General features: G+C 46.6%; 12 protein-coding genes. 5 read left to right on the top strand and 7 right to left on the bottom strand.

The window, feature by feature from the left end; translation table 11 throughout:
• Positions 1 to 25: 25 nt before the first annotated feature.
• Genes hslU through lon form a run of 3 tightly spaced genes read right to left on the bottom strand, consistent with a single transcriptional unit; the run spans position 26 to position 4973 of the window.
• Positions 26 to 1432 (bottom strand): ATP-dependent protease ATPase subunit HslU, encoded by a 1407-nt coding sequence (gene hslU, locus RIF36_RS03135; RefSeq protein WP_350129707.1) that lies wholly within the window; start codon positions 1430 to 1432, stop codon positions 26 to 28.
• Positions 1429 to 2472: a type IX secretion system protein PorQ gene (porQ, locus tag RIF36_RS03130; RefSeq protein WP_350129704.1), complete on the bottom strand. Its 1044-nt coding sequence runs from the start codon at positions 2470 to 2472 to the stop codon at positions 1429 to 1431. Before porQ ends, hslU begins: the two co-directional genes overlap by 4 nt.
• Positions 2469 to 4973, bottom strand: coding sequence for an endopeptidase La (lon, locus tag RIF36_RS03125; RefSeq protein WP_151999686.1), 2505 nt, complete (start codon positions 4971 to 4973; stop codon positions 2469 to 2471). The genes porQ and lon overlap by 4 nt, the downstream gene beginning before the upstream one ends.
• A gap of 89 nt (positions 4974 to 5062) precedes the next feature.
• On the opposite strand from lon, the gene RIF36_RS03120 reads away from it, so the two are divergent.
• Positions 5063 to 7186 carry an OmpA family protein gene (locus RIF36_RS03120; RefSeq protein WP_350088405.1) on the top strand — a complete coding sequence of 708 codons (2124 nt, stop codon included), beginning with the start codon at positions 5063 to 5065 and terminating at the stop codon, positions 7184 to 7186.
• A gap of 38 nt (positions 7187 to 7224) precedes the next feature.
• Here RIF36_RS03120 and rseP read toward each other — a convergent pair whose 3' ends face one another.
• From rseP to RIF36_RS03105, 3 genes are read right to left on the bottom strand one after another with little or no spacing between them, the layout of a single operon-like run.
• Complete coding sequence (gene rseP, locus RIF36_RS03115) at positions 7225 to 8568, bottom strand: RIP metalloprotease RseP (RefSeq protein WP_350088408.1); 1344 nt, start codon at positions 8566 to 8568, stop codon at positions 7225 to 7227.
• Positions 8568 to 9734: a 1-deoxy-D-xylulose-5-phosphate reductoisomerase gene (locus tag RIF36_RS03110; protein ID WP_350088411.1), complete on the bottom strand. Its 1167-nt coding sequence runs from the start codon at positions 9732 to 9734 to the stop codon at positions 8568 to 8570. Before RIF36_RS03110 ends, rseP begins: the two co-directional genes overlap by 1 nt.
• 10 nt (positions 9735 to 9744) lie before the next feature.
• On the bottom strand, positions 9745 to 11241 hold the full coding sequence (locus tag RIF36_RS03105; RefSeq protein WP_350129701.1) for a GH3 auxin-responsive promoter family protein: 1497 nt from the start codon (positions 11239 to 11241) through the stop codon (positions 9745 to 9747).
• A gap of 158 nt (positions 11242 to 11399) precedes the next feature.
• Here RIF36_RS03105 and RIF36_RS03100 point away from each other — a divergent pair, with 158 nt between their 5' ends.
• Positions 11400 to 12869, top strand: a complete 1470-nt coding sequence (locus tag RIF36_RS03100) for a S1C family serine protease (RefSeq protein ID WP_350129698.1) — start codon at positions 11400 to 11402, stop codon at positions 12867 to 12869.
• Positions 12870 to 12941: 72 nt separating this feature from the next.
• Here RIF36_RS03100 and dnaA read toward each other — a convergent pair whose 3' ends face one another.
• On the bottom strand, positions 12942 to 14354 hold the full coding sequence (gene dnaA, locus RIF36_RS03095; protein WP_151999681.1) for a chromosomal replication initiator protein DnaA: 1413 nt from the start codon (positions 14352 to 14354) through the stop codon (positions 12942 to 12944).
• 316 nt (positions 14355 to 14670) lie between these two features.
• Between dnaA and RIF36_RS03090 the strand changes: the two genes are divergently transcribed.
• Genes RIF36_RS03090 through RIF36_RS03080 form a run of 3 tightly spaced genes read left to right on the top strand, consistent with a single transcriptional unit; the run spans position 14671 to position 22832 of the window.
• Positions 14671 to 16452, top strand: a complete 1782-nt coding sequence (locus RIF36_RS03090) for a methylmalonyl-CoA mutase family protein (RefSeq protein ID WP_350129851.1) — start codon at positions 14671 to 14673, stop codon at positions 16450 to 16452.
• A complete protein-coding gene (scpA, locus tag RIF36_RS03085; RefSeq protein ID WP_350129848.1) occupies positions 16449 to 18581 on the top strand; it encodes a methylmalonyl-CoA mutase in 2133 nt (710 codons plus the stop codon). The genes RIF36_RS03090 and scpA overlap by 4 nt, the downstream gene beginning before the upstream one ends.
• 27 nt (positions 18582 to 18608) lie before the next feature.
• Positions 18609 to 22832 carry a CHAT domain-containing protein gene (locus RIF36_RS03080; RefSeq protein WP_350129845.1) on the top strand — a complete coding sequence of 1408 codons (4224 nt, stop codon included), beginning with the start codon at positions 18609 to 18611 and terminating at the stop codon, positions 22830 to 22832.
• Positions 22833 to 22964: the final 132 nt, after the last annotated feature.

The raw sequence follows: 22964 nt of genomic DNA, 5'->3' as shown, positions 1-22964 counted from the left end.
CCAGGCTACCGATGCCGATTGCTTACTAAAGGATATACCTGCTCAAATCCTTGTTCTTCACCAACCCTGACAACTTCTCGTTGACCATCTCTTTGGTAATTACGAGCTTGGAATTCGGGCCGATTTTGTCGGGGATATCAAATAGAAACTCATTCAACAATCGGCTCATCACGGTGTGCAGCCTCCTTGCACCTATATTCTCCACTTCGGAGTTGATGGTGAAAGCAGTGTCGGCCAGCTCCTCCAGTGCCTCATCGCTGAAGGTAAGCTCCACATCTTCTGACTTCAGCAGTGCTTCATATTGTTTAGTCAGTGCATTTTTTGGCTCTCTCAGAATACGAAGGAAATCTCCTTTGGTAAGGTTTTCAAGCTCCACTCTGATAGGGAAGCGACCCTGAAGCTCCGGTATTAGATCCGAGGGTTTTGATACATGAAAAGCCCCCGCAGCCATAAATAGAATGTGCTCAGTATTGATAACACCATATTTTGTGTTAACAGCACTTCCTTCCACAATGGGCAGCAGGTCTCGCTGTACACCTTCACGGCTTACATCCGCTCCGCCACCCTTGCCTGCGCTACTGGCGATCTTGTCAATCTCATCAATGAAGATAATGCCAGAATTCTGCGCTTTCTCGATGGCTTCTTCCTTCACCTCGTCCATGTCGATCAGCTTATGCACCTCTTCTTCCAGCAAGAGTTTCTTCGCTTCAGCTATCGTCACTTTTCTTTTCTTGTTCTTTTTTGGCAGCATGTTGCCCAGCATCTCCTGTAGGTTCATCATGCTCACCTCATCCATCATGCCGCCGCCAATCATGCCCACATTCCCCTGACCAGGTGCCTTCACATTGATTTCTATTTTGCGGTCGTCGAGCTCACCGTTCCTTATCTTCTCACGGAACCTCTCACGGGTTCTTTCATTGAGCTCCTCGTCATTCTCAGGTGTAATGTCAATGGAATTGTCTGCGCCTGAAGCGCCAGCCGCCTGCCTCGAAGGAGCGGACTTCATCGGAGGTATCAAAGCATCGAGGATAATGCCTTCGACAGCAAGCTCTGCTTTCCCTTTTACCTCTTCTTTTTTGCTCTGCTTCACCATGTTAACGGCCTGCTCCACCAGGTCTCGCACCATGCTTTCTACATCACGGCCCACATAGCCAACTTCCGTAAACTTGGATGCCTCTACTTTGGTAAAAGGAGCATCGGCAAGCTTGGCCAGGCGGCGGGCAATTTCAGTTTTACCAACTCCCGTGGCTCCAATCATCAGGATATTGTTAGGCACAATTTCTCCTTTAATGTCTTCATGGCTATGCATGCGTCGCCATCTGTTTCTGAGCGCAATAGCCACGTTTCTCTTGGCGTCGTCCTGGCCTATGATGTACTTATCGAGCTCGGCTACAATTTGCCTCGGGGTCAAATATTTGTTCTGATCTATCATGATGCTGATTTTCGCTTATGAAATAGTCGGTTCACATTGTGGCTGACAGTAAAGTGAGTATTTCCACCCACCACGTGGTAGTGCGACCGGGCTACTGTTAATTCAAATGATTTAATTTTTATCCAAACGCCAACAGAAAAGCCGGGACTTCCACCCGCTTGCTCCAGTTTTAGTTCTCTTCTTATTCTGTGGTTGTATCCCGCCAATACGTGGAAATTAGGGCCAAACAAGAATTCGGCACCAATGTTCACCCTGCTGAATATTTTGGTAAACGTGCCTGGCGCAGCTTCGTTGAAGTTTACCCTGCTGTCAGGTTCAAAGTATACCAGGTTCTGCTTGGGGAGATTGGTGCCCGTGAATGAGAAAATCACCGGCATTTGCTCAGGTTTGAAGCTCATTCCCAGCTGAACGTCGAAGGGAAGCCCGGTTTTCTCCTCTGCATACTTGCCAAGTGCAAAGCCAGCGTTTTTTATCACCAAACCAACACTTAACTGCTTGTGGGGGTGCTGAAATACACCACCAATATCTGCCATGAGTGCTGAAGAACGGAAGCCAGCAATGCTCGATACAGCCAGTTGCGGAGCCACCCCCATCAGAAAAGGGCCCATTCTGTGGCTCAACGATACCCTCACGGCATATTCGCTGGCATTGAAAGTGCCCAGGTAGTTGCCAGCCTCATCGTAGCTATCGAAGTTTCCATGGCTGAGGTGCGTGAGGCCAACCGCCGCTTTCCCAACCGCTTTGGTGTCGAAAGCATAGGCCACCTGACTATATTTGCTGCCCCCGTAAAAGTTGACGTAGGAAATAGAAATATCACCGGCTGCTACCGAGTCGAGCAGTGCCGGGTTATAAAAAACCCAGTTCAGGTCGCCCCGATTTTGGGATACATTGTAGCCCCCAAGCGCAGCTGCTCTCGCATTTACGGGCGTATTGAGGAATTGAAAGGAGTCTTTGCCACCAATTTGCGCATACCCCGCATCCATCATTACTAGCAAAAGCAACAAAATGATACCCAGGGTATTTAGGTGGCTCCCTCTCATAAATCCTCAACGGTGGCCATTTCTTTGGCCAATCCTTTAATAGGCCAAAGATGCGTAGCCCCTTCCACCTTCGATTTGAGCAGCGCCAGCTTCAGCACCTCGTCCACATTGTCGACGTAGTTAATCTTGAGGTTCTCGATATAATTAGGCTCAATTTCTTCGATGTCCTTGCGGTTGCGGCTGCTAAGGATGATCTCTTCTATCCCGGCACGCCTGGCTGCAAGTATTTTCTCCTTGATACCCCCCACAGGAAGCACCTTTCCTCTGAGGGTGATTTCTCCGGTCATGGCCAGCTTGTCTTTCACCCTTCGCTGCGTATAAATCGACGCCAGCGATGTCAGCATGGTAATCCCTGCCGACGGCCCGTCCTTTGGCACTGCGCCAGCTGGCACGTGCACATGCAAGTCGTAATGATCAAAAACCTGGTGGTCGATGTCGAGCTTATGGGCGTTCGACTTAAGGTACGACAACGCAGCCACGGCCGACTCCTTCATCACGTCGCCTAGTTGGCCAGACAATGTCAATTTGCCTTTGCCCCTGCTGAGCGACGATTCGATGAACAAAATCTCCCCTCCCACCTGTGTCCACGCAAGACCAGTAACCACACCCGGGTGTGTATTGTCCGAATAGACCTCTTTATCAAAGATTTCAGCACCCAAAATTTTGCGCACTTCCTTTCCTTTGATAGTCTTGGTGTAGGCCTCCTCCATGGCGATGGATTTGGCAGTATTTCTGATCACCGTAGCAATTCTCCGCTCAAGTGTTCGTACGCCAGATTCTCTCGTATAGTCATCTATAATTTTTCCAACAGCCTCGTCGGTAAATTTAATCTGAGACGCCTTCACGCCATGCTCTTTTCGCTGCTTGGGTATCAGGTGTTGCTTGGCAATTTCTATTTTCTCTTCGAGGGTGTACCCCGTGATCTCTATGATCTCCATCCTGTCTCTCAAAGCAGGCTGGATGGTCTCCAGTGTGTTGGCCGTAGCGATAAATAGCACTTTCGATAGATCGTAGCCCACTTCAAGGTAGTTGTCAGTGAAGCTATTGTTTTGCTCCGGATCGAGCACCTCCAAAAGTGCGGAAGATGGATCGCCCCGGAAGTTTGAGCTTACTTTATCGATTTCATCAAGAATAAAAACTGGATTTGACGACTTTGCCTTGGAAACATTGCCAACAATCTTTCCCGGCATGGCACCAATATAAGTTTTTCTGTGACCTCTAACTTCCGCCTCGTCATGCACACCACCCAGCGACATCCTGACATAATGTCGGTCGAGCGACCTGGCGATTGACCTTCCCAACGAAGTTTTCCCGACACCAGGGGGGCCATAAAGACAAAGGATAGGGCTTTTCATGTCGCCCTTGAGCTTTAACACGGCCAGGTATTCAAGGATTCTCTCTTTCACCTTTTTCATCCCATAGTGATCTTCATCGAGAATCTTCCGGGCTCTTTTCAGGTCAAAATTGTCCTGCGTATACTCATTCCAGGGCAAGTGAACCATAAAATCGACATAGTTCATCGCCACAGGAAACTCAGCTGCGGCGGGGTTCATCCTGGAAATTTTGTCAAGCTCTTTGAAGAAGTGCTGCTTCACCTCCTCATCCCATTTTTTCTCTGCACCCAGCTTTCTCAGCTCCTGAATATCTTTTTCCGGACCGTCGTACCCCAATTCATTCTGGAGTACTTTGATTTGCTGGCGGAGGTAATAGTCTCGCTGCTGTTGATCGATATCGGAATGTACCTTATTTTGGATTTCCTGCTTGATCTCAAGCATTTGAATGTCCTTCAGCATGTACTCCAACAGCAATTCAGCCCTTTTTATACCCTCGTGGGTTTCCAGTAGTTTCTGCTTATCAGCTACATCGGCATTTACATTGGAGGAAAGAAAATGGGTGAGAAAACTGCCGTTGTCGATATTCCCAAGGGCTGCATGGGCCTCCTTAGGTATCTCAGGATTCAGCTTCATTACTTTATAAGCTGCGTCCTTTAGTGACTGAATAAGCGCCTTGGTCTCTTTGCTCGACTTGCCAGGAAACTTCTCTGCAAGCAGCTTAACCCTGGCACTGATATAGGGATCCTCCTGAATAATGCTTTCTACCTCAAACCGGCTCTTGCCTTGAATAATGATGGTCGTGTTGCCATCTGGCATAACGAGCATTTTCAATATGCGGGCAATGGTACCCACAGTATATAGATCGTCTGATTTAGGCTCTTCAGCTTTTCTGTTCTTTTGAGCCAGCACACCAATAATTTTGCTGCCTTTATAGGCTTTTTTCACCAGCCGGATCGACTTCTGCCGGCTCACGGTGATCGGAATAACCACCCCCGGATACAAAACGGTATTTTTTATCGGCAGAATAGGCACCTCATCAGGCACATCCTCCGGCTTCAAATCCTCCTCCAGGTCAGCTGACACTAGCTGTATAATATCCCCTGATTCGTCTTCTTGTATTTCCGACAAAAAAGCTACTGCTAGTTCTTTCTCTTTATTGCTGTTCATAATTATCTAACGCTCTCGATATGCCAATCTGACATTAAATGACCCAGATAGGTGTAAAATTCACTCGGCCCGTATAAATTGCAAGAGATATGCCAAAAAATAGTAGGCAGCCCCTGGCGACCCTTTCTATTTCTCATCAACCAATGTACTTGACGAAACCATCCAATAGATTCTATAATTTCTACGACCGTTTCCAGCCTCCTGCGAAATGGTGGCTTCCTGCGCTGTTGACCATTTTTATGTTGGGTTCTGTTGCTTTCCCGGCACTCGCCCAAAGGAACAAGAGGAAGAAAGCCGCCCCTTCAAACGTTGAAACCAGCCTTGATACGCTGACTGTGCCTTCTGAGATAAATGTGTTTGAGTTTCCGAACATTAACAAGGTGGCTGATTATGTAGACAAAAGCAAGCTGGAGCGCATCCAGAAACTTGAAGCCAATAAAGAGTGGGAGGCGTTGTATCCGGCTTTGAAATCTTATGTCAGAAACTTTGGTGTACAGAATTTCTACAAAGACACCTACCTGATTTGGCGACTGGCCAAATTGACAGAACTATTTGACGGACTGGAGGAAGCAAAGCCGCTTTACAAAATGGTGCTGCGCCACCACCACAAAGACATTAACCTGCGAGAGATTGAGTTGTATTATGATTCACTTAACAAGCAGGAGGTCGACTTGTACGTTCCGCTCGACTACTACTATGAATTGGTGGAACACAGAAAAGCCATCGACACACTTAGGCCCCCGAGAGGAGTTTTACTCAACATGGGTGGCAACGTCAACAGCAGGAATGCCGACTACGGCCCTACTTTGAACATCAATGGAGACATCCTGCTTTTTACCTCTCAAAGAAATGAAATCAGACGGAGCCTGAATACGCAAAACAATGAAGACCTTTTTATTGCCAGAAAGGAAGGACAGTATTGGCAGGAGGCCGTTGCCCTTCGGGAAATCAATACAAAATACAATGAGGGATCGGCTACGCTGAGTCGTGATGGGAAAACCTTATATTTTGCGAGGTGTGATGCCCCGGAATGTATCGGTAGTTGTGATATTTTTGTTGCCAAACTACAAGCCGACAGCACCTGGGGCAATATTCAAAACCTTGGAGCCAAAGTCAACAGCCTGAGTTGGGACAGCCATCCAGCCCTTTCGCACACCGAAGACACACTCTTTTTTGCCTCCGACCGTATAGGCGGCTTCGGACTTTCCGATATCTATTTTTCCTACAAGCTTAAAGGTGGTGGCTGGGCTCCTGCTCAAAACCTCGGACCCATAGTGAATACCCGAAGCAATGAGGTCAGCCCCTTTTTCCACCCGAGATACAATATTCTTTATTTCAGTTCCAACGGCCAACTCTACAATTTCGGCGAGTTCGACATCTACAAATCTTACAAGATGGGCAACATTTGGGGCGAGCCAGTCAATATCGGGCCGCTGGTGAATGGCAGAGGAAGCGAGTTCTATTTTACCATCGACGCCGAATCAAAAGATTTGTTCTACGCACGGTCGGCCAACAGAGACTTGAACATGCAGGATCTCTATTCGTTTCCCCTGCCCATGGAAGCGCAGCCAGGTTCAATAACAAAGGTGAGGGGTTCATTGACCGACAGCCTGACAGGAAAACCTTTCAACGGGATTGTTTCCATCATCGACCTCGACGATGGGATTGAAGTGGCCCCCAGGTTTCTGAAACCCGACGGCAGCTTTGAGTTCGACCTTATCAACAACAACAACTACCTGCTGGTGATTCAGGGCGACGACTTTTTCAGGATAGAGGAGATGTTCTACCTCAACGGGCCAATGGAGTTGAACAGAACCACCGACCCGATCGCCAGTAAGGTCAAATTCGAGTCCATCGAATTTGAAAATGGCAAGTCCGATCTTCGAACGGAAATGTATGGTGACCTTAATAAGATTGTGAACTTTTTGTATGACAATCCAGACTTTAAGCTGCGAATTTCTGGACATACTGATTCGGATGGCTCACCAGCGTTTAACCTCGCCCTGTCAAAGTCGAGAGCTCAGAACATCAGAGACTACATGGTCATATTTGGTGGTGTCGACGAGCGACGGGTAGAGTTTGAAGGCTACGGAAGCAGCCAACCGATTGTAGAGGAGAAAACAGAGCAAGACAAAACCCTGAACAGGCGAGTAGAATTCGAAATATTCAGGCCCGGTGTAAAAAAAGAAAGTGATCAGGGGTCTGGAAACTGAGCCACCTCATCACCTTCGCATTCCGTTTCCGGGCACTATCAGATTTTCAGGATATCGTTGAAGATGGCAAAGACCATTATCGACAGCAATAACACCATGCCGACCTTCTGCGAATTTTCCAGAAATTTATCTGATGGCTTACGGCCAGAAACAATTTCATAAGTCAAGAACATCACATGCCCGCCATCGAGTGCGGGAATTGGCAGGAAATTCATAAAGGCAAGCACCATTGAAAGGAAGCCCAGCTTTTGCCAGAAATTCGTCCAGTTCCAGGTGCCGCCAAAAATCTTGGCAATACCGATAGGGCCGCTAACCGCTTTTGAAGCAGATACCTCACCACTGAATATTTTCCCAAAGCCTCTGATGTTTAGCCAAACCCATCCAAAAGCCTCGTTAGTTCCGGCCACCAAGCTCTGCCCAAATGTAAAGTCACGGTGAGCAACGTCCACCAATAGGGTACGCACAAAGCCAACCGTGCCATCGGTATCAATGGGGATATGAAGCTCAGTTGTCGTAAACGTTCCTTCTTTTTCAACGGGCGCTTCTCCTACTGGCCGTTCCACAACAGCCAGCACTGTGTCGCCCGCATTCTCTGTAGCAATCTCCTTGAAATCAGCAAAGTATCTTGCCGGCCTGCCATTGATTGTAACAAACCTGTCGCCTTCCTTCAACCCTGCCACATCTCCACCTGAGCCACTGGCAACTTCACCAACAGCAAACGGGAGTCGATAGTCAATGAATCGAGTCACCGCATCTTTTTCTGATAGCTTGTCCAGAAAGCCTGACGGAATTTTCACTGTAACAATCTGTCCATCACGATCAACCGTGTAGGTGCTTCCCGCTTCCATGATCACATCAGGATTCATCACCTCATTGAAATCTTCGAAATCTTTTCCGTTGATTTTCAGAATCTTGTCTCCAGTTTTAAACCCTATCTCCTGCCCCAACTCATAAGCCACAATGCCATATTTGTTGGCCTCGTCCCTGGAAATATAGGTGTCACCGTTGAAGAAGGTCAGCAACACGAAAATGACGATGCCTGTGGCTACATTGACTATGATGCCACCCATCATCACGATCAGGCGCTGCCAGGCTGGCTTTGCTCTGAACTCGTAGGGCTCTGGCTCTTTGTTTAAGTGCTCAGTATCCATCGACTCATCGATCATTCCTGATATCTTCACAAACCCACCGAGTGGAATAGCTCCAATGGAGTATTCAGTACCACGGTAGTCGAACCCAAAAATCTTAGGCGGAAATCCTATGGAATATTTTTCGACCCGCATGCCAAAGAACTTGGCGGTGAGCAAGTGGCCGAATTCATGCAATCCGACTAAAATAGAAAGTCCCAGCAAGAGCTGGGCGGTCATAATAAGTGCCTCCATTAAGCTATTAAATCTAAAGCGATGTTTCTTGTTTCTGTATCTGTATCAACGTAGTCCTGATAATCAGGGCTTGAAATATAGGGTATTTTAACCAAACACTTCTCCACTATATCCGACATTTCCATAAAACCAATTTTGTCTTTAAGGAAATACTCCACTGCCACTTCATTGGCGGCATTCAGCACGCATGGCTTATTGCCACCCTCCTTTAAAGCGTCAAACGACAGCTGAAGGTTCCTGAAGGTTTCCAAATCTGGTTTTTCGAAAGTCAGGGACGGATATTCTGCAAAGTTAAACCTTGGGAAGTCGGATTTCAACCTTTCCGGGTAAGTCAGAGCAAACTGGATGGGTATACGCATGTCGGGCAACCCAAGTTGTGCTTTTATCGAGCCATCTTCAAATTGCACCATCGAATGAACGATAGACTGAGGATGAACTACCACCTCAATTTTATCCGCCGGCATGCCAAATAACCATCGGGCTTCTATCACTTCAAGCCCCTTGTTCATCAATGAGGCTGAGTCAATGGTAATTTTAGCTCCCATGTCCCAGTTGGGATGCTTCAGCGCCATTTCCTTGGTCACCTTCATGAGCTCATTTCTTGTTTTTCCACGGAAAGGCCCACCTGAAGCAGTTAGAATGATCTTTTCTATCGGGTTGTGGAACTCACCCACTATGCACTGAAAAATAGCAGAATGCTCGGAATCAATAGGAAAGATATTGACAGCTTTTTCTTGTGCCATTTTGGTAATAAGCTCGCCGGCCACCACCATAGTCTCTTTGTTGGCAAGAGCGATTGGCTTGCCAGCGGCAATGGCGTTCATGGTAGGTTTCAACCCCGAATAGCCGACAAGCGCCGTCAGCACCATATCGATTGTGTCCATTTGCACGATCTGAGAAAGCGCATCGAGCCCGGCAAAAACCTTGATGTCTTTTGGTAACAAAGCATCGGCTACCTGTTGATACAGCGACTCGTTGCCAATCACAACCGCATTGGGTATGAACTCCAATGCCTGACGAATCAACAGATCGGCGTTGTTCTGGGCAGTTAGCACCTCTACTTCGAAGGCTTCAGGGTGCCTTTTTATCACATCAAGCGACTGAACGCCAATGGAACCGGTGCTACCAAGGATAGCAACCCTTTTTTTCGGTCTTTCTTGTGTCAAGGTGTTGTGTTTATTCTTTGTACTTCAGCAGTTCTTCCGCAATCTTTCTGTCGTTCGAAAGTCTTGGTAATTTGTTTTGCCCCCCGAGTTTCCCGATTGAGCGCATGTAATCTATGAAGGCGTTCTTTTTAACTGGAATGATATGAAGTTGTTCGAGGATATTGCCTGAAATAAGGTCGAAGTAATAACTATTCAGCTTTTGGAGCGAATTGTCGAGCGATGACTTAAAAGCCGCCATGTCGGCAGGCATTTTACTGAACTCGACATACCACTCATGCCTTGGAAGTCCCCTGTCAGGTGTCACGTTGGGGGCTACAGTAAATTCCACAATATCTGCCTCAGGAAAGCTCTCCAAAGTCTTTTTCATCGCATTTTCCACCTCCTCACCGATGACATGCTCACCAAACGCTGAGATAAAATGCTTGATCCTCCCAGTAACCAATAATTTGTAAGGGTTCTTCGAAATAAACTTCACCGTGTCGCCGATAGAATACCCCCAAAGGCCAGCGTTACTATTGATGATGAGCGCATAGTTGGTATTAAGTTCCACCTGGTCGAGGCTTAACCGGGTGGGTGATTCATTGAAATACTCATCAGCCGGAATGAATTCGAAGAAAATACCGCTATTCGCCAGCAGCAGGAGTCCGGGATCATCCTGCTTGTCCTGAAAGGCGATGAAGCCCTCGGAAGCCGGGTAGGTTTCCACCGAATCGATCTTTTTCCCAATGGTATCAAAAAGCTTCTGCCGATAGGGCTCGAAGTTGACCCCGCCATATATAAATAGCGAGAAGTTTTTAAATACGTCCTTCACAGGCAACTGCTTTTTCTCCACAATCCTGTCGAAATACATTTGCACCCACGGCGGAATACCGGAGATCAGCGTCATGTCCTGATCAATGGTTTCCTCCACTATCTTGTCAACTTTCGCCTCCCAGTCTTCCATGCAATTGGTAGCGTAAGAAGGCAGCTGATTAGTGCGCAGGTAGCCCGGCACATGGTGGTTCACAATACCCGACAGGCGGCCGGTGTTGATACCCGCCTTTTGATCGAGCACAGGACTACCGGAAAGAAAAATGAGCTTGCCGTCCAAAAACTTCGCATTTCCTGTTTCATGCACATAATTCAATATGGCATTGCGGGCGCTATTGATGTGATTAGGAATGGAGTCTTTGGTGATGGGAATGTATTTGGTGCCAGAGGTAGTGCCTGAAGTTTTTGCAAAATAGGCAGGCTTTCCCGGCCAAAGTACGTCATTTTGTCCGGTTAGCATTTTTTCCACGTAAGGCTTCAGAGCCTCGTAATCCCGGACAGGCACCTGCTTTTTGAAGTCATCGTAAGTGTGGATATCCTTGAAACCGTGGTCACTTCCAAAAACCGTCTTGCTGGCTTTGCTAACGAGGTGCTTAAGTGTTTTATGCTGATAATCAGGGGCTTTTTGCTCCCATTCTCTTTGCTCCCGCACAACGAAGGCGGCGAATGGCTTGCTAAGAACTGATCTGATTCCCATAGTTAATGATAAAGGCGCAAAATAAGTAAATGAGCTTTCTAAAACCTAAGCAAGCCTCTTCCGTTTTTATTTTGCACAGTTTTTGAAGATACGCAATACACTGACGTTTAGGTAACAGCACAACACTGTTGACTTCATCATACTTAAAACCTGATGCTATGAAAAAATTTATTGGAATTGCAGTCTTGAGTTTTCTGGGTGGCATTGGAGGGGCTTTTGTATATGAGACACAGCTCTCGGGCAATATTGCCTCTAACAGCTTACAGGATCCGGACTTCTATTTCTCAAAAAATGTTAGCCACGGCGAAACCAACAATTTTTCACCGGCAGCAGCTGAGCCCTTCCGGAGCGACGCAGCCGCAATAAACGACTTACCAGACCTGGTCAGTGCATCGGCACGAAGCACCAAGAGCGTTGTGTTCGTAAAAACCGTGAGCGAAACCGACTACCGCACCGGTAGCTGGATGGATTGGTTTTTCGGAGGGCCCAGCCAGTCAGTTAGCTCTGGGTCAGGAGTGGTCTATTCCAAGGATGGCTATATAGTGACCAACAACCACGTGATCAACGATGCCGATATTATTCAGGTGATTCTTGACAAGAGAACCTACGACGCCACGCTGATAGGCACGGATCCTTCCACCGATTTGGCTGTAATAAAAATCGAGGGCAATAATCTCCCTGCCATTGAGGTGTCGACCTCAGCCAATGTGCGGGTGGGTGACTGGGTGCTGGCTGTCGGCAACCCCTTCAATCTTACCTCCACCGTCACCGCTGGTATTGTGAGTGCCAAAGGCCGCAGCATCAATATACTGAAAGACCGGTTCCCCATTGAGTCCTTTATTCAAACCGACGCCGCCATTAACCCTGGAAACAGCGGCGGGGCATTAGTTAACACGTCAGGCCAGTTGATAGGTATTAACACGGCCATTTTATCACAAACGGGTACGTATTCCGGGTATGGTTTTGCTGTGCCTGTCGACATTGTAAAAAAAGTGGTGAACGACATCATCAACTACGGACAGGTGCAAAAGGCCTTTATTGGGGCAGAGTTCATCGACATAGATAGTGACATTGCCGGCAAGCTCAGCCTGAGCAATCTGGATGGTGTAATCACCTCTTATGTACAAAGGGGAAGCGCCGCCGACAAGGCGGGGCTTGAAAAGGGGGATGTGATCGTTAGGGTGAACGACAAGCCGCTCAACAACAAGACTGAGCTTGAGGAGCTGATGGGCTACCACTACCCCGGCGATAAATTCACGCTGGATATCAAACGAGGCGACAACGTGGTTAGGAAGCAAGTAACACTCCTTAATGGTGAGGGAAACACTGAAGTTTTGAGGAGCAGTGTCTATTTCTCCGAGAAGCTGGGAGTGGAGTTTGAAAAGGTGTCGAAGGTAGAAAGAGATCTTCTGAAGATTGACAATGGCGTTCGGGTGAAAAAAATAAGGAATGGCTTTTTCAGGCAACTTGATATTCCGGAAGGCTTCATCATTACCAACATCAACAACCGGCCGGTCGAAACACCGGAGGAGCTGGCCAATATTCTGGAGAAAATCAAGGGAAAGGTTGTCATCGACGGCATTACCTCCAAAGGAAGGCGGGTGTATATCCCCTACAGGTTCGATTGATAAGGCATAAAAAAAGGGCGGGGTCTCCAATATTGGAGACCCCGCCCTTTTTTTATCAACTGCCAGTTGAAGCTAGACAGTCCTCATTTTAAGTCTTTTCTTCAGTTCGTCAACTGAATACCTGAACTTGGCATCGGTATCGATCATGTCATTGACTGCCTGCACTGCATGAATCACAGTGGAATGGTCACGACCACCAAAGTGGTAGCCAATAGATTTCAGTGAATGGTTGGTGTAGTCTTTTGAGAAGTACATGGCCACCTGGCGGGCAATTACTATTTCTTTCTTACGGGTTTTGGCTTTCAAGTCTTCCAACGCCACGTTGAAGTAATCAGACACTGCCTTTTGGATATAATCAATACCCACCTCAGTATCGTAATCGTTAACTATGTTTTTTATGATCTGCTTAGCCAACTCAAGGTCGATCTCTCGTTTTACCAACGAAGAATGGGCGATAAGTGAAATCATCACTCCTTCCAACTCTCTGATATTGCTATCGATGGTATAAGCCAGGTACTCAAGCACATCCTCAGGAATGATAATTCCCTCCGCTTGTGTCTTCTTTTGAATAATAGCCACCCTTGTCTCAAAGTCGGGTGTTTGAATGTCGGCGGTGAGGCCCCACTTGAATCTCGACACCAGTCTTTCCTGAAGGCCCTTTAGCTCTCTTGGAGGACAATCAGACGTCATGATGATTTGCTTACCACTTTGATGAAGGTGATTGAAGATGTGAAAAAAGATTTCCTGCGTTCTCTCCTTGTCACGAAGAAACTGTACATCATCGATGATCAACACATCGACTTTCTGGTAGAAATTGATGAAATCCTGAACAGCATTATTTCTCAAAGACTCAATGAACTGGTTGGTGAACTTCTCCGATGCTACATAAAGCACCTTGGCATCCGGATTGCTTTCCATGATCTGGTTACCAACCGCCTGAACTAGGTGTGTTTTTCCAAGACCAACACCCCCGTATATCATCAGTGGATTGAAGGAGGTAACACCCGGCCTTTGCGCCACAGCATAGCCAGCTGAGCGGGCCAATCTATTGCAGTCACCTTCTATATAGGAATCGAAAACATAGATAGGATTCAATTTGCCTGTCAATGTTAAGAATTCTGGCGTCACTGCGGGGCTTTGTTGCACATTTTGTCCATTTCCAACATGATTTTGTCCAAAACGGCCAGGAGCCTTGTTTACCGGATAATTAACAGTCAAAGGCTTTGCCTGCTCATTTCCTCTGTCTATCACCACGGAATATTCCAATCTTCCGCTGGGCCCTAATTCCTGAAGTATTGCCTTCCTTAAAATATGAACATAATTATCCTCAAGCCATTCGTAGAAAAACTGGCTAGGCACCTGTATGGTCAAAACACTTTTGTCTAATTTTATTGGTGTAATGGGCAGAAACCACGTTTTGAAGCTTTGTTCCTGTATCTCATGCTTAACTAAATTCAGACAGTTTTCCCAGATTTGTTGATGCATGGTGGATTAAAAAATGTTGTTATTGTTGCAGTGATTCTCCTTTCTGAACAGGAGGTAACATCAAAGGTGTCAAAAAAAAAAGTAATAAAAAAACACTACGACGCTTGACTTTTTGGATTGTCGAATTGTCAAATAAAAACAGCGTTTATAGGTGAAAATTCTTTAAAAAATACAATTATTACCTAAATGTTATGAAACAAACTTAAATCTCTTTTTTGGCAATTCAAAGAGCCCGCCTGTCTATATAAATTTAATGTTCGTCCCACTCAAAATACTTTATCTTTGCTAACACTTGACTCAAAAATAAGAATAGCTTATGAGTAAATGGGACATGTCCAATTTCCCTCCATCCAATCATTCTCTTTGGAAAGAAAATGCATTGAGAGAATTGAAGTCAAAGCAATTAGATTCTTTGCAATGGCACTACGACCCCGATGTTATTATTCAACCTTATTATGAGAAAACTGACGCTTTCTTCTCCCTTGCCGGGAACGCCAATGCCGAGTTACTGCCTGACCAACAGATGGGAAGGCTTTGGCACTACCTCGACTCAATAACCATAGACACTCAAGTCGCTGATAATAAAGACGCTAACGAAATAGCCCTGGAATCTTTGGGCCAGGGAGCTGATGGGATTTTGTGGCAACTAAAAGAAATTGATCAGTCGGCCCATGTTACTTTATTTAAAGATATTGCCTTTGAGTATTGTCAGAATGCCTTTCAGGTGTATCAATGGGGTGAGGCTGAGGAAGCATTTTTTCAGCGTCTTTTTTCCGGTTCCTTCCTGAAAAAAGACATTCTTCCCGGCTTTTTGTTTTACGACCCTGTGTCTGATTCAGACGAGATACTGAGAATTGAGGCGCTTTTTCCTCAAGGGAAATCGTTTCGCCCCCATTGCTTTGACGCCACATCAGAACTTACCAGTTCACTTTCACCAACAGGTCAGATCGCATACCTTCTGTTGGCGTTCATTGAAAGATGCAAAAAGCTGAGCAGCGCTGGTGTCTCTATTGATAGCATTGTAGACAGAACGATTGTCTGTGTAAGCATCGGCAGAGACTTCTTTCATGAGATGGCTAAAATCAAAGCCATCAAAGTTGTTCTCTCTCAGGCTGCCAATCATTTTGATGGTAGCAAAGTGTCTCCCGCAGATATCAAGATATACAGCCAGGCCAATGTCAATACACACTCGGTTGTTGATCCCTATGTCAACCTTATTCGTATGACATCTGCGGCTATGGCTGGGCTTAATGGGGGAGCTAATTACCTATCGACACCGGGCTTCGATAGCAGAAACCCCTTCTCGCTTGGCCAATTTTCCCGGAGAATTTCAAGAAACATCTCGAACCTTCTCCGGGATGAAAGCTATTTTGACAAAAACTGTGACCCCATGGCGGGGTCTTACTTTCTCGAGAAATTAAGTGAAGAATTGGCCAGTGAAGGCTGGACAAAGATGCAAAAAATAGAATCTTCAGGCGGTTTTTCGAGCTCACTTGCGGGCGGCTATTGGCAGAACGAAGCAAATAAGTTCCAAGAAAAAGAGAGAGCGTTGATTGCCAGTCGAAAGCTGAACGTTGTTGGCGTAAATAATTTTTGCGACCTGAGTCTTTTTGAGTCGTTTCCCACTCTCAAAAGCTATAACGGCGAGGGCTCGCTGCTCTCCTCGTTTGAACGCCTCCGGATCAAGATGGAAGACTATCTCGCAAAGCATCCCGGGCAGTCCAGACCTGCTGCTATGGCCGTTTTCTTTGGTGACAAGCAGGCTTCGCTGGCGAGGTATAATTTTGTGAGAGGACTGCTGCCTGCCGCCGGCATAGATGTCGCTGAATGGGTGCAATGGTCGGCAAATAATTTAGTTCCTTTCCCAAAAGAAGCTCAGATCATTGTCGTTTGCAGCTCTGACAGCGACTATATTGAAACAGGCCCTTCCGTATTTAAGTCACTAAAAGAACAATTCCCAGATGCTCATATAGTGCTGGCGGGTAATCCAGCGGATAATAAAGAGCAACTGATAAAAGCGGGTATTGACAGCTTCATCCATCTTAAATCCGATTTTGTCAAAACGCTCTCCTCCTACCAAAAGCTATTTGGCATATGAAAACACCTGACTTCACAAAAATTCCATTTAACCCCGTGTCTGCTCCATGGAAACAACCTTCTGCAGGGATAGCCACCTGGAAAAGTGCAGAAGGTATTGATGTGCCATCCATGTTCGGCAAAGAGCATCGAGAAAAAGTCATTCAGGGCGCTTTTGCGGCCGGACTGCCTCCGTTCCTCAGAGGCCCCTACAGCACGATGTACACAAGCAGGCCCTGGACGATCAGGCAATATGCGGGTTTCTCGACTGCCGAAGACTCCAATGCGTTTTACCGGAAGAACCTGGCAATGGGGCAAAAAGGTCTTTCGGTGGCTTTCGACCTGGCCACCCACAGGGGCTACGACTCCGATCACCCAAGAGTAGAGGGAGATGTAGGTAAGGCTGGTGTAGCCATTGATTCGGTGGAAGACATGAAGATCCTTTTCGACCAAATTCCCCTCGATAAGATTTCAGTGTCGATGACCATGAACGGAGCTGTTCTCCCGATCATGGCATTCTACATAGTAGCGGCAGAAGAACAAGGGGTGAAGCCCAACGAACTAAGCGGCACTATTCAGAATGACATCCTCAAGGAGTTTATGGTGAGAAATACCTACATCTACCCTCCTGTACCGTCCATGCGAATTGTTGGAGATATTTTTGAATATACGGCCAGGCACATGCCTCGCTTCAACAGCATTTCGATCAGTGGCTACCATATGCACGAGGCAGGCGCTCCTGCCGATCTGGAGTTGGCTTACACCCTGGCCGATGGCCTGGAATATATAAGAACAGGGCTGGCGGCCGGGCTCAAAATTGATGAGTTTGCGCCACGGCTCTCTTTTTTTTGGGGCATAGGCATGAATCACTTCATGGAAATCGCCAAACTGAGGGCAGCCAGAGTGCTGTGGGCACAGCTGGTAAGTCAATTCAGTCCTGAGAACAGCAAATCGCTTTCGCTGCGAACACACTGCCAAACCTCCGGGTGGAGCCTTACCGAACAAGATCCATTCAATAATGTGGCCCGGACAACCATTGAGGCAATGGCAGCGGTGTTTGGTGGCACACAGTCGCTGCACACCAATGCCCTCGACGAAGCTATTGCTCTGCCGACAGACTTCTCGGCCAGAATAGCGAGAAACACCCAGCTATATCTGCAGGAAGAGACCAACATCACCAAAGTAGTCGATCCGTGGGGAGGCTCTCACTATTTAGAATACCTAACCAACGAATTAATTGAAAAAAGCTGGGCGCTGATAGAAGAGGTGGAAGCACTTGGTGGCATGACCAAGGCCATCGAAAGCGGCCTGCCTAAAATGAGAATAGAAGAAGCTGCTGCAAAAAAACAAGCGAGGATTGACTCGCAGCAAGATATAATTGTAGGAATTAATAGGTATATTACGAAAGAAAAAACTGATATAGAGCTACTTGAGGTTGACAATGCGGCTGTAAGAGCGAAGCAAATCCAAAGACTTGCCAGACTCAAATCGAGCAGAAATGACTCCAAGGTTGCTGTAGTTTTAGAAGATTTGACCAAATGTGCTCAGACCGGCAAGGGCAATCTTCTGGAAAAAGCGGTAAACGCTGCCCGGTCGAGAGCTACCCTCGGTGAAATCTCCTCTGCTATGGAAGAAGCATTTGGCAGACATAAGGCGGTCATCAAATCGATAGCTGGCGTTTATGCCAGCGAATCGGGTTCCAGCAATGACATAACGACGGCAAGGAAGTTAACCGATCAGTTTGAAGAACTGGATGGGAGAAGGCCTCGGATTCTGGTGGCAAAAATGGGACAGGATGGCCATGACAGGGGTGCCAAAGTGATTGCTACAAGCTTTGCCGATCTTGGCTTCGACGTAGATATTGGCCCACTGTTTCAAACGCCCGAGGAAGTAGCCATGCAGGCAGCCGAAAACGACGTCCACGTCATTGGCGTTTCGACCCTGGCAGGCGGGCACAAGACGCTCGTTCCAAAGTTGATTCACCAGCTAAAGGTAATTGGAAGGAGCGACATCAAAGTAGTAGCTGGGGGTGTAATCCCGACGAAAGATTTTGATTTTTTATATAGTGAAGGCGTTATTGACATATTTGGCCCGGGAACAGTGATCCCAAAAGCGGCCATCTCTATTCTCAGGAAATTAATGAGCATTTGACTTTACACATCATCAACTTTTTGAAGCATGAAAAATTCATTCAAGCATTTACTTTCTCTTACTGTCTTTTTGCTTTGCGCTGGGCTAAATAGCAACGTTTTTGCCCAGAACTGGCCAAAATTATTTAAAAAAGCCAATGACTCCTATGCGGTAGGCGACTACCCTAAGGCTAAAAAGTCGGCCAGTAAAATCGTTAAAAAGACCACCAAAAAATTGGGAGCAGAAAACAAGTATCTGGCGAGTGCCCTGGTGCTTGAGGCGCAAATAGACTGGGCTGCGGGGCTACACAAGGACATGGCCGATAAGATAGCCAGAGGAGTGGCCATGAGCGCTAAGGTAAATGGAGAAAGCTCTGTGGATCATGGTCTTCTGCTTTACGAAGCAGCACATGTTTGGGCGGACTATGGGCATTTCGTCAACTCGAAGGAACTTCTTACAAAAGCCACGGCGGTGTTAGAAGCAAGTGGTGCCTCCAATGAGGAAATGAAAATAAAGCTGGCTTTGCTTCAAACAAGAATACTGAAAGGCAAAGGCTTTTATGCCGATGTAGTCAAATATATCAACAGCAATCTGACTACTGCGCAAACGGCATACCAGTCGGCCAGCGGTAAAGAGCTCATCGCCAGCCTAAAGGGTGCTTATGGTGAATTATTGATGCATAAAGCTGATGCGTTCAGACTGATGGGAGACTATATCAGATCAGATTCGGCCTTTATTTTTACTCAGCAATGGATTGGCAAGGAGTTGGGCAAGAATCCGCTTATTTACAGCCAAACGCTTTACCTCAATGCCAAGCTGTTGGAGGAAAATGGAATCGATCCCTCTGCCCTGCCCGACCTGTATGAGGATGCCCTTAAAAATACGATGCGGATTCACTCAGCGTCACATATCGCCAGGCTGGACATGATGGAAAGCCTGATTCGCTCGTATTGGAGAATCGACAATTATTCAAAGACAAGCAACAACACCAACCAATTCAGGGCGATACTTAATAAGAGCTTTGAAAAGGGAAGCCTCAATCGGGCACGGCTTGAAACCCTGCCGATGGATATCAATGCACCCAGCACAAAGGTATTCGGGCAGGAAAAAGATGCTGCCTCTAAGGCTTACGGTAACCTTTACCCTGAAATTCACCCTGAGAGACGAAGGATACTTGAATTCGCCTACCGTGCTGCCCAGCTAAACAATAATGCGGAAAATGCGGAAAAGTACCTTCTTGATATCCTTAAAATTGAAAAGGACATGCTCGGTGCCGATGCCCCAGAGTATCACTTGTCGAGGGTGCTGCAAGCCAACTACCTGGTCGAATACTCGGACAAGTTTGCTGAGGCAAAGAAAATATATGATGAGAGCTTCCATGGAGTGATTGAAAAGGAGTTTTCTCAAGGCCATGTTGAATATGTGAACACCCTCAACCATTTGGCGCAGTTTTATGAGGAAAATGACGATTTCAGTAATGCATCAAAAACACTTGACAAAGCACTGAATGTATCCCGTGTGAAATACGACAACAAGGATGTAAACTATGGTGTTGAGTTGAATAAGATTGCGTCTCTGCAAATGAACATTGGAGAATATGAGAAAGCAGAAAAAAACATTCAGGAAGCAACCGATATCCTTGCCAAACCTTCCTCTCTTGAGGAAACGCTCCATTATACTAGTTTATTGACAACCAAAGCAAGGCTGATGGTTATTCAAGGTCTTTACGACGAGGCGGAAGACCTTCTTTTCGAGTCAGAACGAATCAAAATTAAGAGTGGACTGAACCGACTGGGCTCTGCCGGGCAAAACACGGAAGACCTTGCCGAGCTATACTATCATTTGGGCAGATACAGCGACGCAACGGACCTGGTCGATAAATACCTGAAGAAAACGGAAGGCCAATTCGGCACCACAAGCAGGCACCTTTTGCGCCCGCTGGTTTTGAAGGCCCAATTAAAGCTGGCTGCCGGCGAGTATACCGATGCGGAGTCGTTCGCAAGAAGATCTCTTAACATAGCAACAGCTGTGTTTCCAGCCTCTTCCTCCAAGCTAGCCAGCAGCTTAATAACCTTATCCCGACTCTACACAACGATAGGAGATTATGAAAAAGCGGAGCAATTTATTTCTCAGGCGATTACCAATCAGGAAAAACAATTTGGAAGAAGCCATGTTGATGTAGGCCGTTCGCTTGCCCAGCTAGGAATGATCAAATTTTACGACGGCGCCAGTTTTAAGCAGCAACAAGACTTACTCGTTGAGGCAGAAAAAATTGTCGGAGCCAAACTGGGCAGCAAAAACCCGCTCTATGCTGAAGTATTGAAAGATTTGGCCACTGTGAGTATTTATGCGGGCGAATATGACATTTCCCTCCAGTACCTTGAAGAAGCGTGGACGATCTGGAAAGACCGAATAGGAAAGCGGAATAACGTTAATGCTGCTGTAGTCAACACGCTGAAAGGTGACATCCAGTACCAAAAGAGGCAATACGACAGGGCAGACAATTTTTACCAGGATGCCCTAAAGACGTACGCCAAATTTTTCTCCACTTCTCACCCGGAGTATGTGAAAGTGCTGTCGAAGCTGGCTAAAACTTACTACATGAATGGGGACATTAGAAAGGCGCAGAATACTATTGAAGAGACACTGGCCAACTATCAGGAGTTTATAAAGACCTACTTCCCCGCTCTGAGTGAAAGAGAAAAAGCCAAATTTTGGAACACCATTAAGTCCGACTACGAGTTCTACAACACATTGGCGCTTACACGGATCGACAAGAAAGAGGACCTGATAGGTGACATTTACAATAACGCTTTGCTCACCAAGGCACTCCTGCTGAATACCTCAATAAAAATCAGAACCCGTATTCTTTCCAGCGGAGACAGCACGTTGATAAATATGTACAGCAGTTGGATAGCCAAAAAAGCACAGCTAACCAATGCCCTTTCCATGTCAAACGATCAGCTGCTGGAAAACAATGTGAATCCGGCTCAACTGGTACAAGAGATGGAAGCGCTGGAGAAACAGCTCAGCTTGAAGTCGGAAGTATTTGGAGAAGGCGTCGACAACAATGTTATCACGTGGCAGGATGTAAAAGCAGCCCTGGGCGAGAATGAAAAAGGGGTTGAAATTGTGAGGTTCCGTTACTTCGACCATGATTTTACTGATTCGGTAATGTACGCTGTCATCTATGTCGACAATGAAAAGCGCAGCAAACCACAACTGGTGCTGCTGAGAAACGGCGCAGCCCTCGAAGGCAGATACATGAAGCTGTATCGAAACAGTATTAAATTTAAGATTGAGGATGAGTATTCCTATGATCAGTTCTGGAAGCCTATCGTTGAAGCTGTTGGGCAAACCTCTACGATCTACCTTTCGGCCGACGGTGTTTATAATCAAATCAATTTGGAGGCCATACCAACTGGCGATGGCAAATACGTACTCGATAATTCCAATATCATCCTGGTAAGTAATACCAGGGATCTTGTGAACAGAAATAAGAAAAAGAAAGCACAGGCACCTGCTGAAAACCTGGCGTTGATGTTTGGAGACCCTATTTTTTATGTAAAATCGGAAGGAGCATCTTCCGGCAACGACAACTTAACCAAAAGTATTGGCATGAGTGAAGTACAGCGACTTCCTGGCACGCATGAAGAAGTTGTTGAACTCAAAAAGCTGCTTAACGACAATGGCTGGAAAACCCAGGACTATCTTGAGATGAAGGCGGGTGAGGATCAGGTTAAGCTGATGAAAAGCCCAAAAGTATTTCACATTGCCACACACGGTTTCTTCCAGCCGGCGATCGAGGAAAACAACATATTTGCCGGACTCAACGAATCGAAAGCATATGACAACCCTTTGCTGCGTTCCGGACTGCTCATGGCAGGTGCTGGCGATATTTTGAACGAAAGCGCCTACAACTATAACAGCCAGAGTGGCATCCTAACCGCCTATGAGGCCATGAACCTCAACCTGGATCAAACAGACCTGGTAGTGCTCAGTGCCTGCGAAACAGGCTTAGGTGAAATGGAAGCCGGAGAAGGTGTGTATGGCTTGCAACGAGCTTTTTTGGTTGCCGGAGCCAAAACAATCATCATGAGTTTGTTCAAAGTATCTGATGAAGCCACACAGCAGCTCATGGTGAAGTTTTACCAGAAATGGATCACTACCGGCGACAAGCGCAGGGCTTTCATTGATGCCAAGAAAGAAATAAGGAATGAGTATCGTGACCCAATCTATTGGGGGCCTTTTGTAATGATAGGATTGGATTGATCTCTATTACATGATCGAACTTGAGGGAGACTGTCGAAAGGTAGTCTCTTTTTTTGTTGTTAGCCTGGTCTCTGGTGGGGCTCAGCAACCCATAGCTTTAGAGTGACGACAGTGGCAGTCTGATGAACAGCT

This window comes from Imperialibacter sp. (genome assembly GCF_040222815.1).
Classification (GTDB): Bacteria; Bacteroidota; Bacteroidia; order Cytophagales; family Cyclobacteriaceae; genus Imperialibacter.
Note: the sequence above shows the minus strand (reverse complement) of the source record. Positions and strands in the feature narration are given on the sequence as shown.

Bases quoted from the DNA above. Each gene is read 5' to 3' on its own strand.
- hslU (WP_350129707.1), bottom strand. From the start codon at position 1,432: ATGATAGATCAGAACAAATATTTGACCCCGAGGCAAATTGTAGCCGAG.
- porQ (WP_350129704.1), bottom strand. From the start codon at position 2,472: ATGAGAGGGAGCCACCTAAATACCCTGGGTATCATTTTGTTGCTTTTG.
- lon (WP_151999686.1), bottom strand. From the start codon at position 4,973: ATGAACAGCAATAAAGAGAAAGAACTAGCAGTAGCTTTTTTGTCGGAA.
- RIF36_RS03120 (WP_350088405.1), top strand. From the start codon at position 5,063: ATGCCAAAAAATAGTAGGCAGCCCCTGGCGACCCTTTCTATTTCTCAT.
- rseP (WP_350088408.1), bottom strand. From the start codon at position 8,568: ATGGAGGCACTTATTATGACCGCCCAGCTCTTGCTGGGACTTTCTATT.
- RIF36_RS03105 (WP_350129701.1), bottom strand. From the start codon at position 11,241: ATGGGAATCAGATCAGTTCTTAGCAAGCCATTCGCCGCCTTCGTTGTG.
- RIF36_RS03100 (WP_350129698.1), top strand. From the start codon at position 11,400: ATGAAAAAATTTATTGGAATTGCAGTCTTGAGTTTTCTGGGTGGCATT.
- dnaA (WP_151999681.1), bottom strand. From the start codon at position 14,354: ATGCATCAACAAATCTGGGAAAACTGTCTGAATTTAGTTAAGCATGAG.
- RIF36_RS03090 (WP_350129851.1), top strand. From the start codon at position 14,671: ATGAGTAAATGGGACATGTCCAATTTCCCTCCATCCAATCATTCTCTT.
- scpA (WP_350129848.1), top strand. From the start codon at position 16,449: ATGAAAACACCTGACTTCACAAAAATTCCATTTAACCCCGTGTCTGCT.
- RIF36_RS03080 (WP_350129845.1), top strand. From the start codon at position 18,609: ATGAAAAATTCATTCAAGCATTTACTTTCTCTTACTGTCTTTTTGCTT.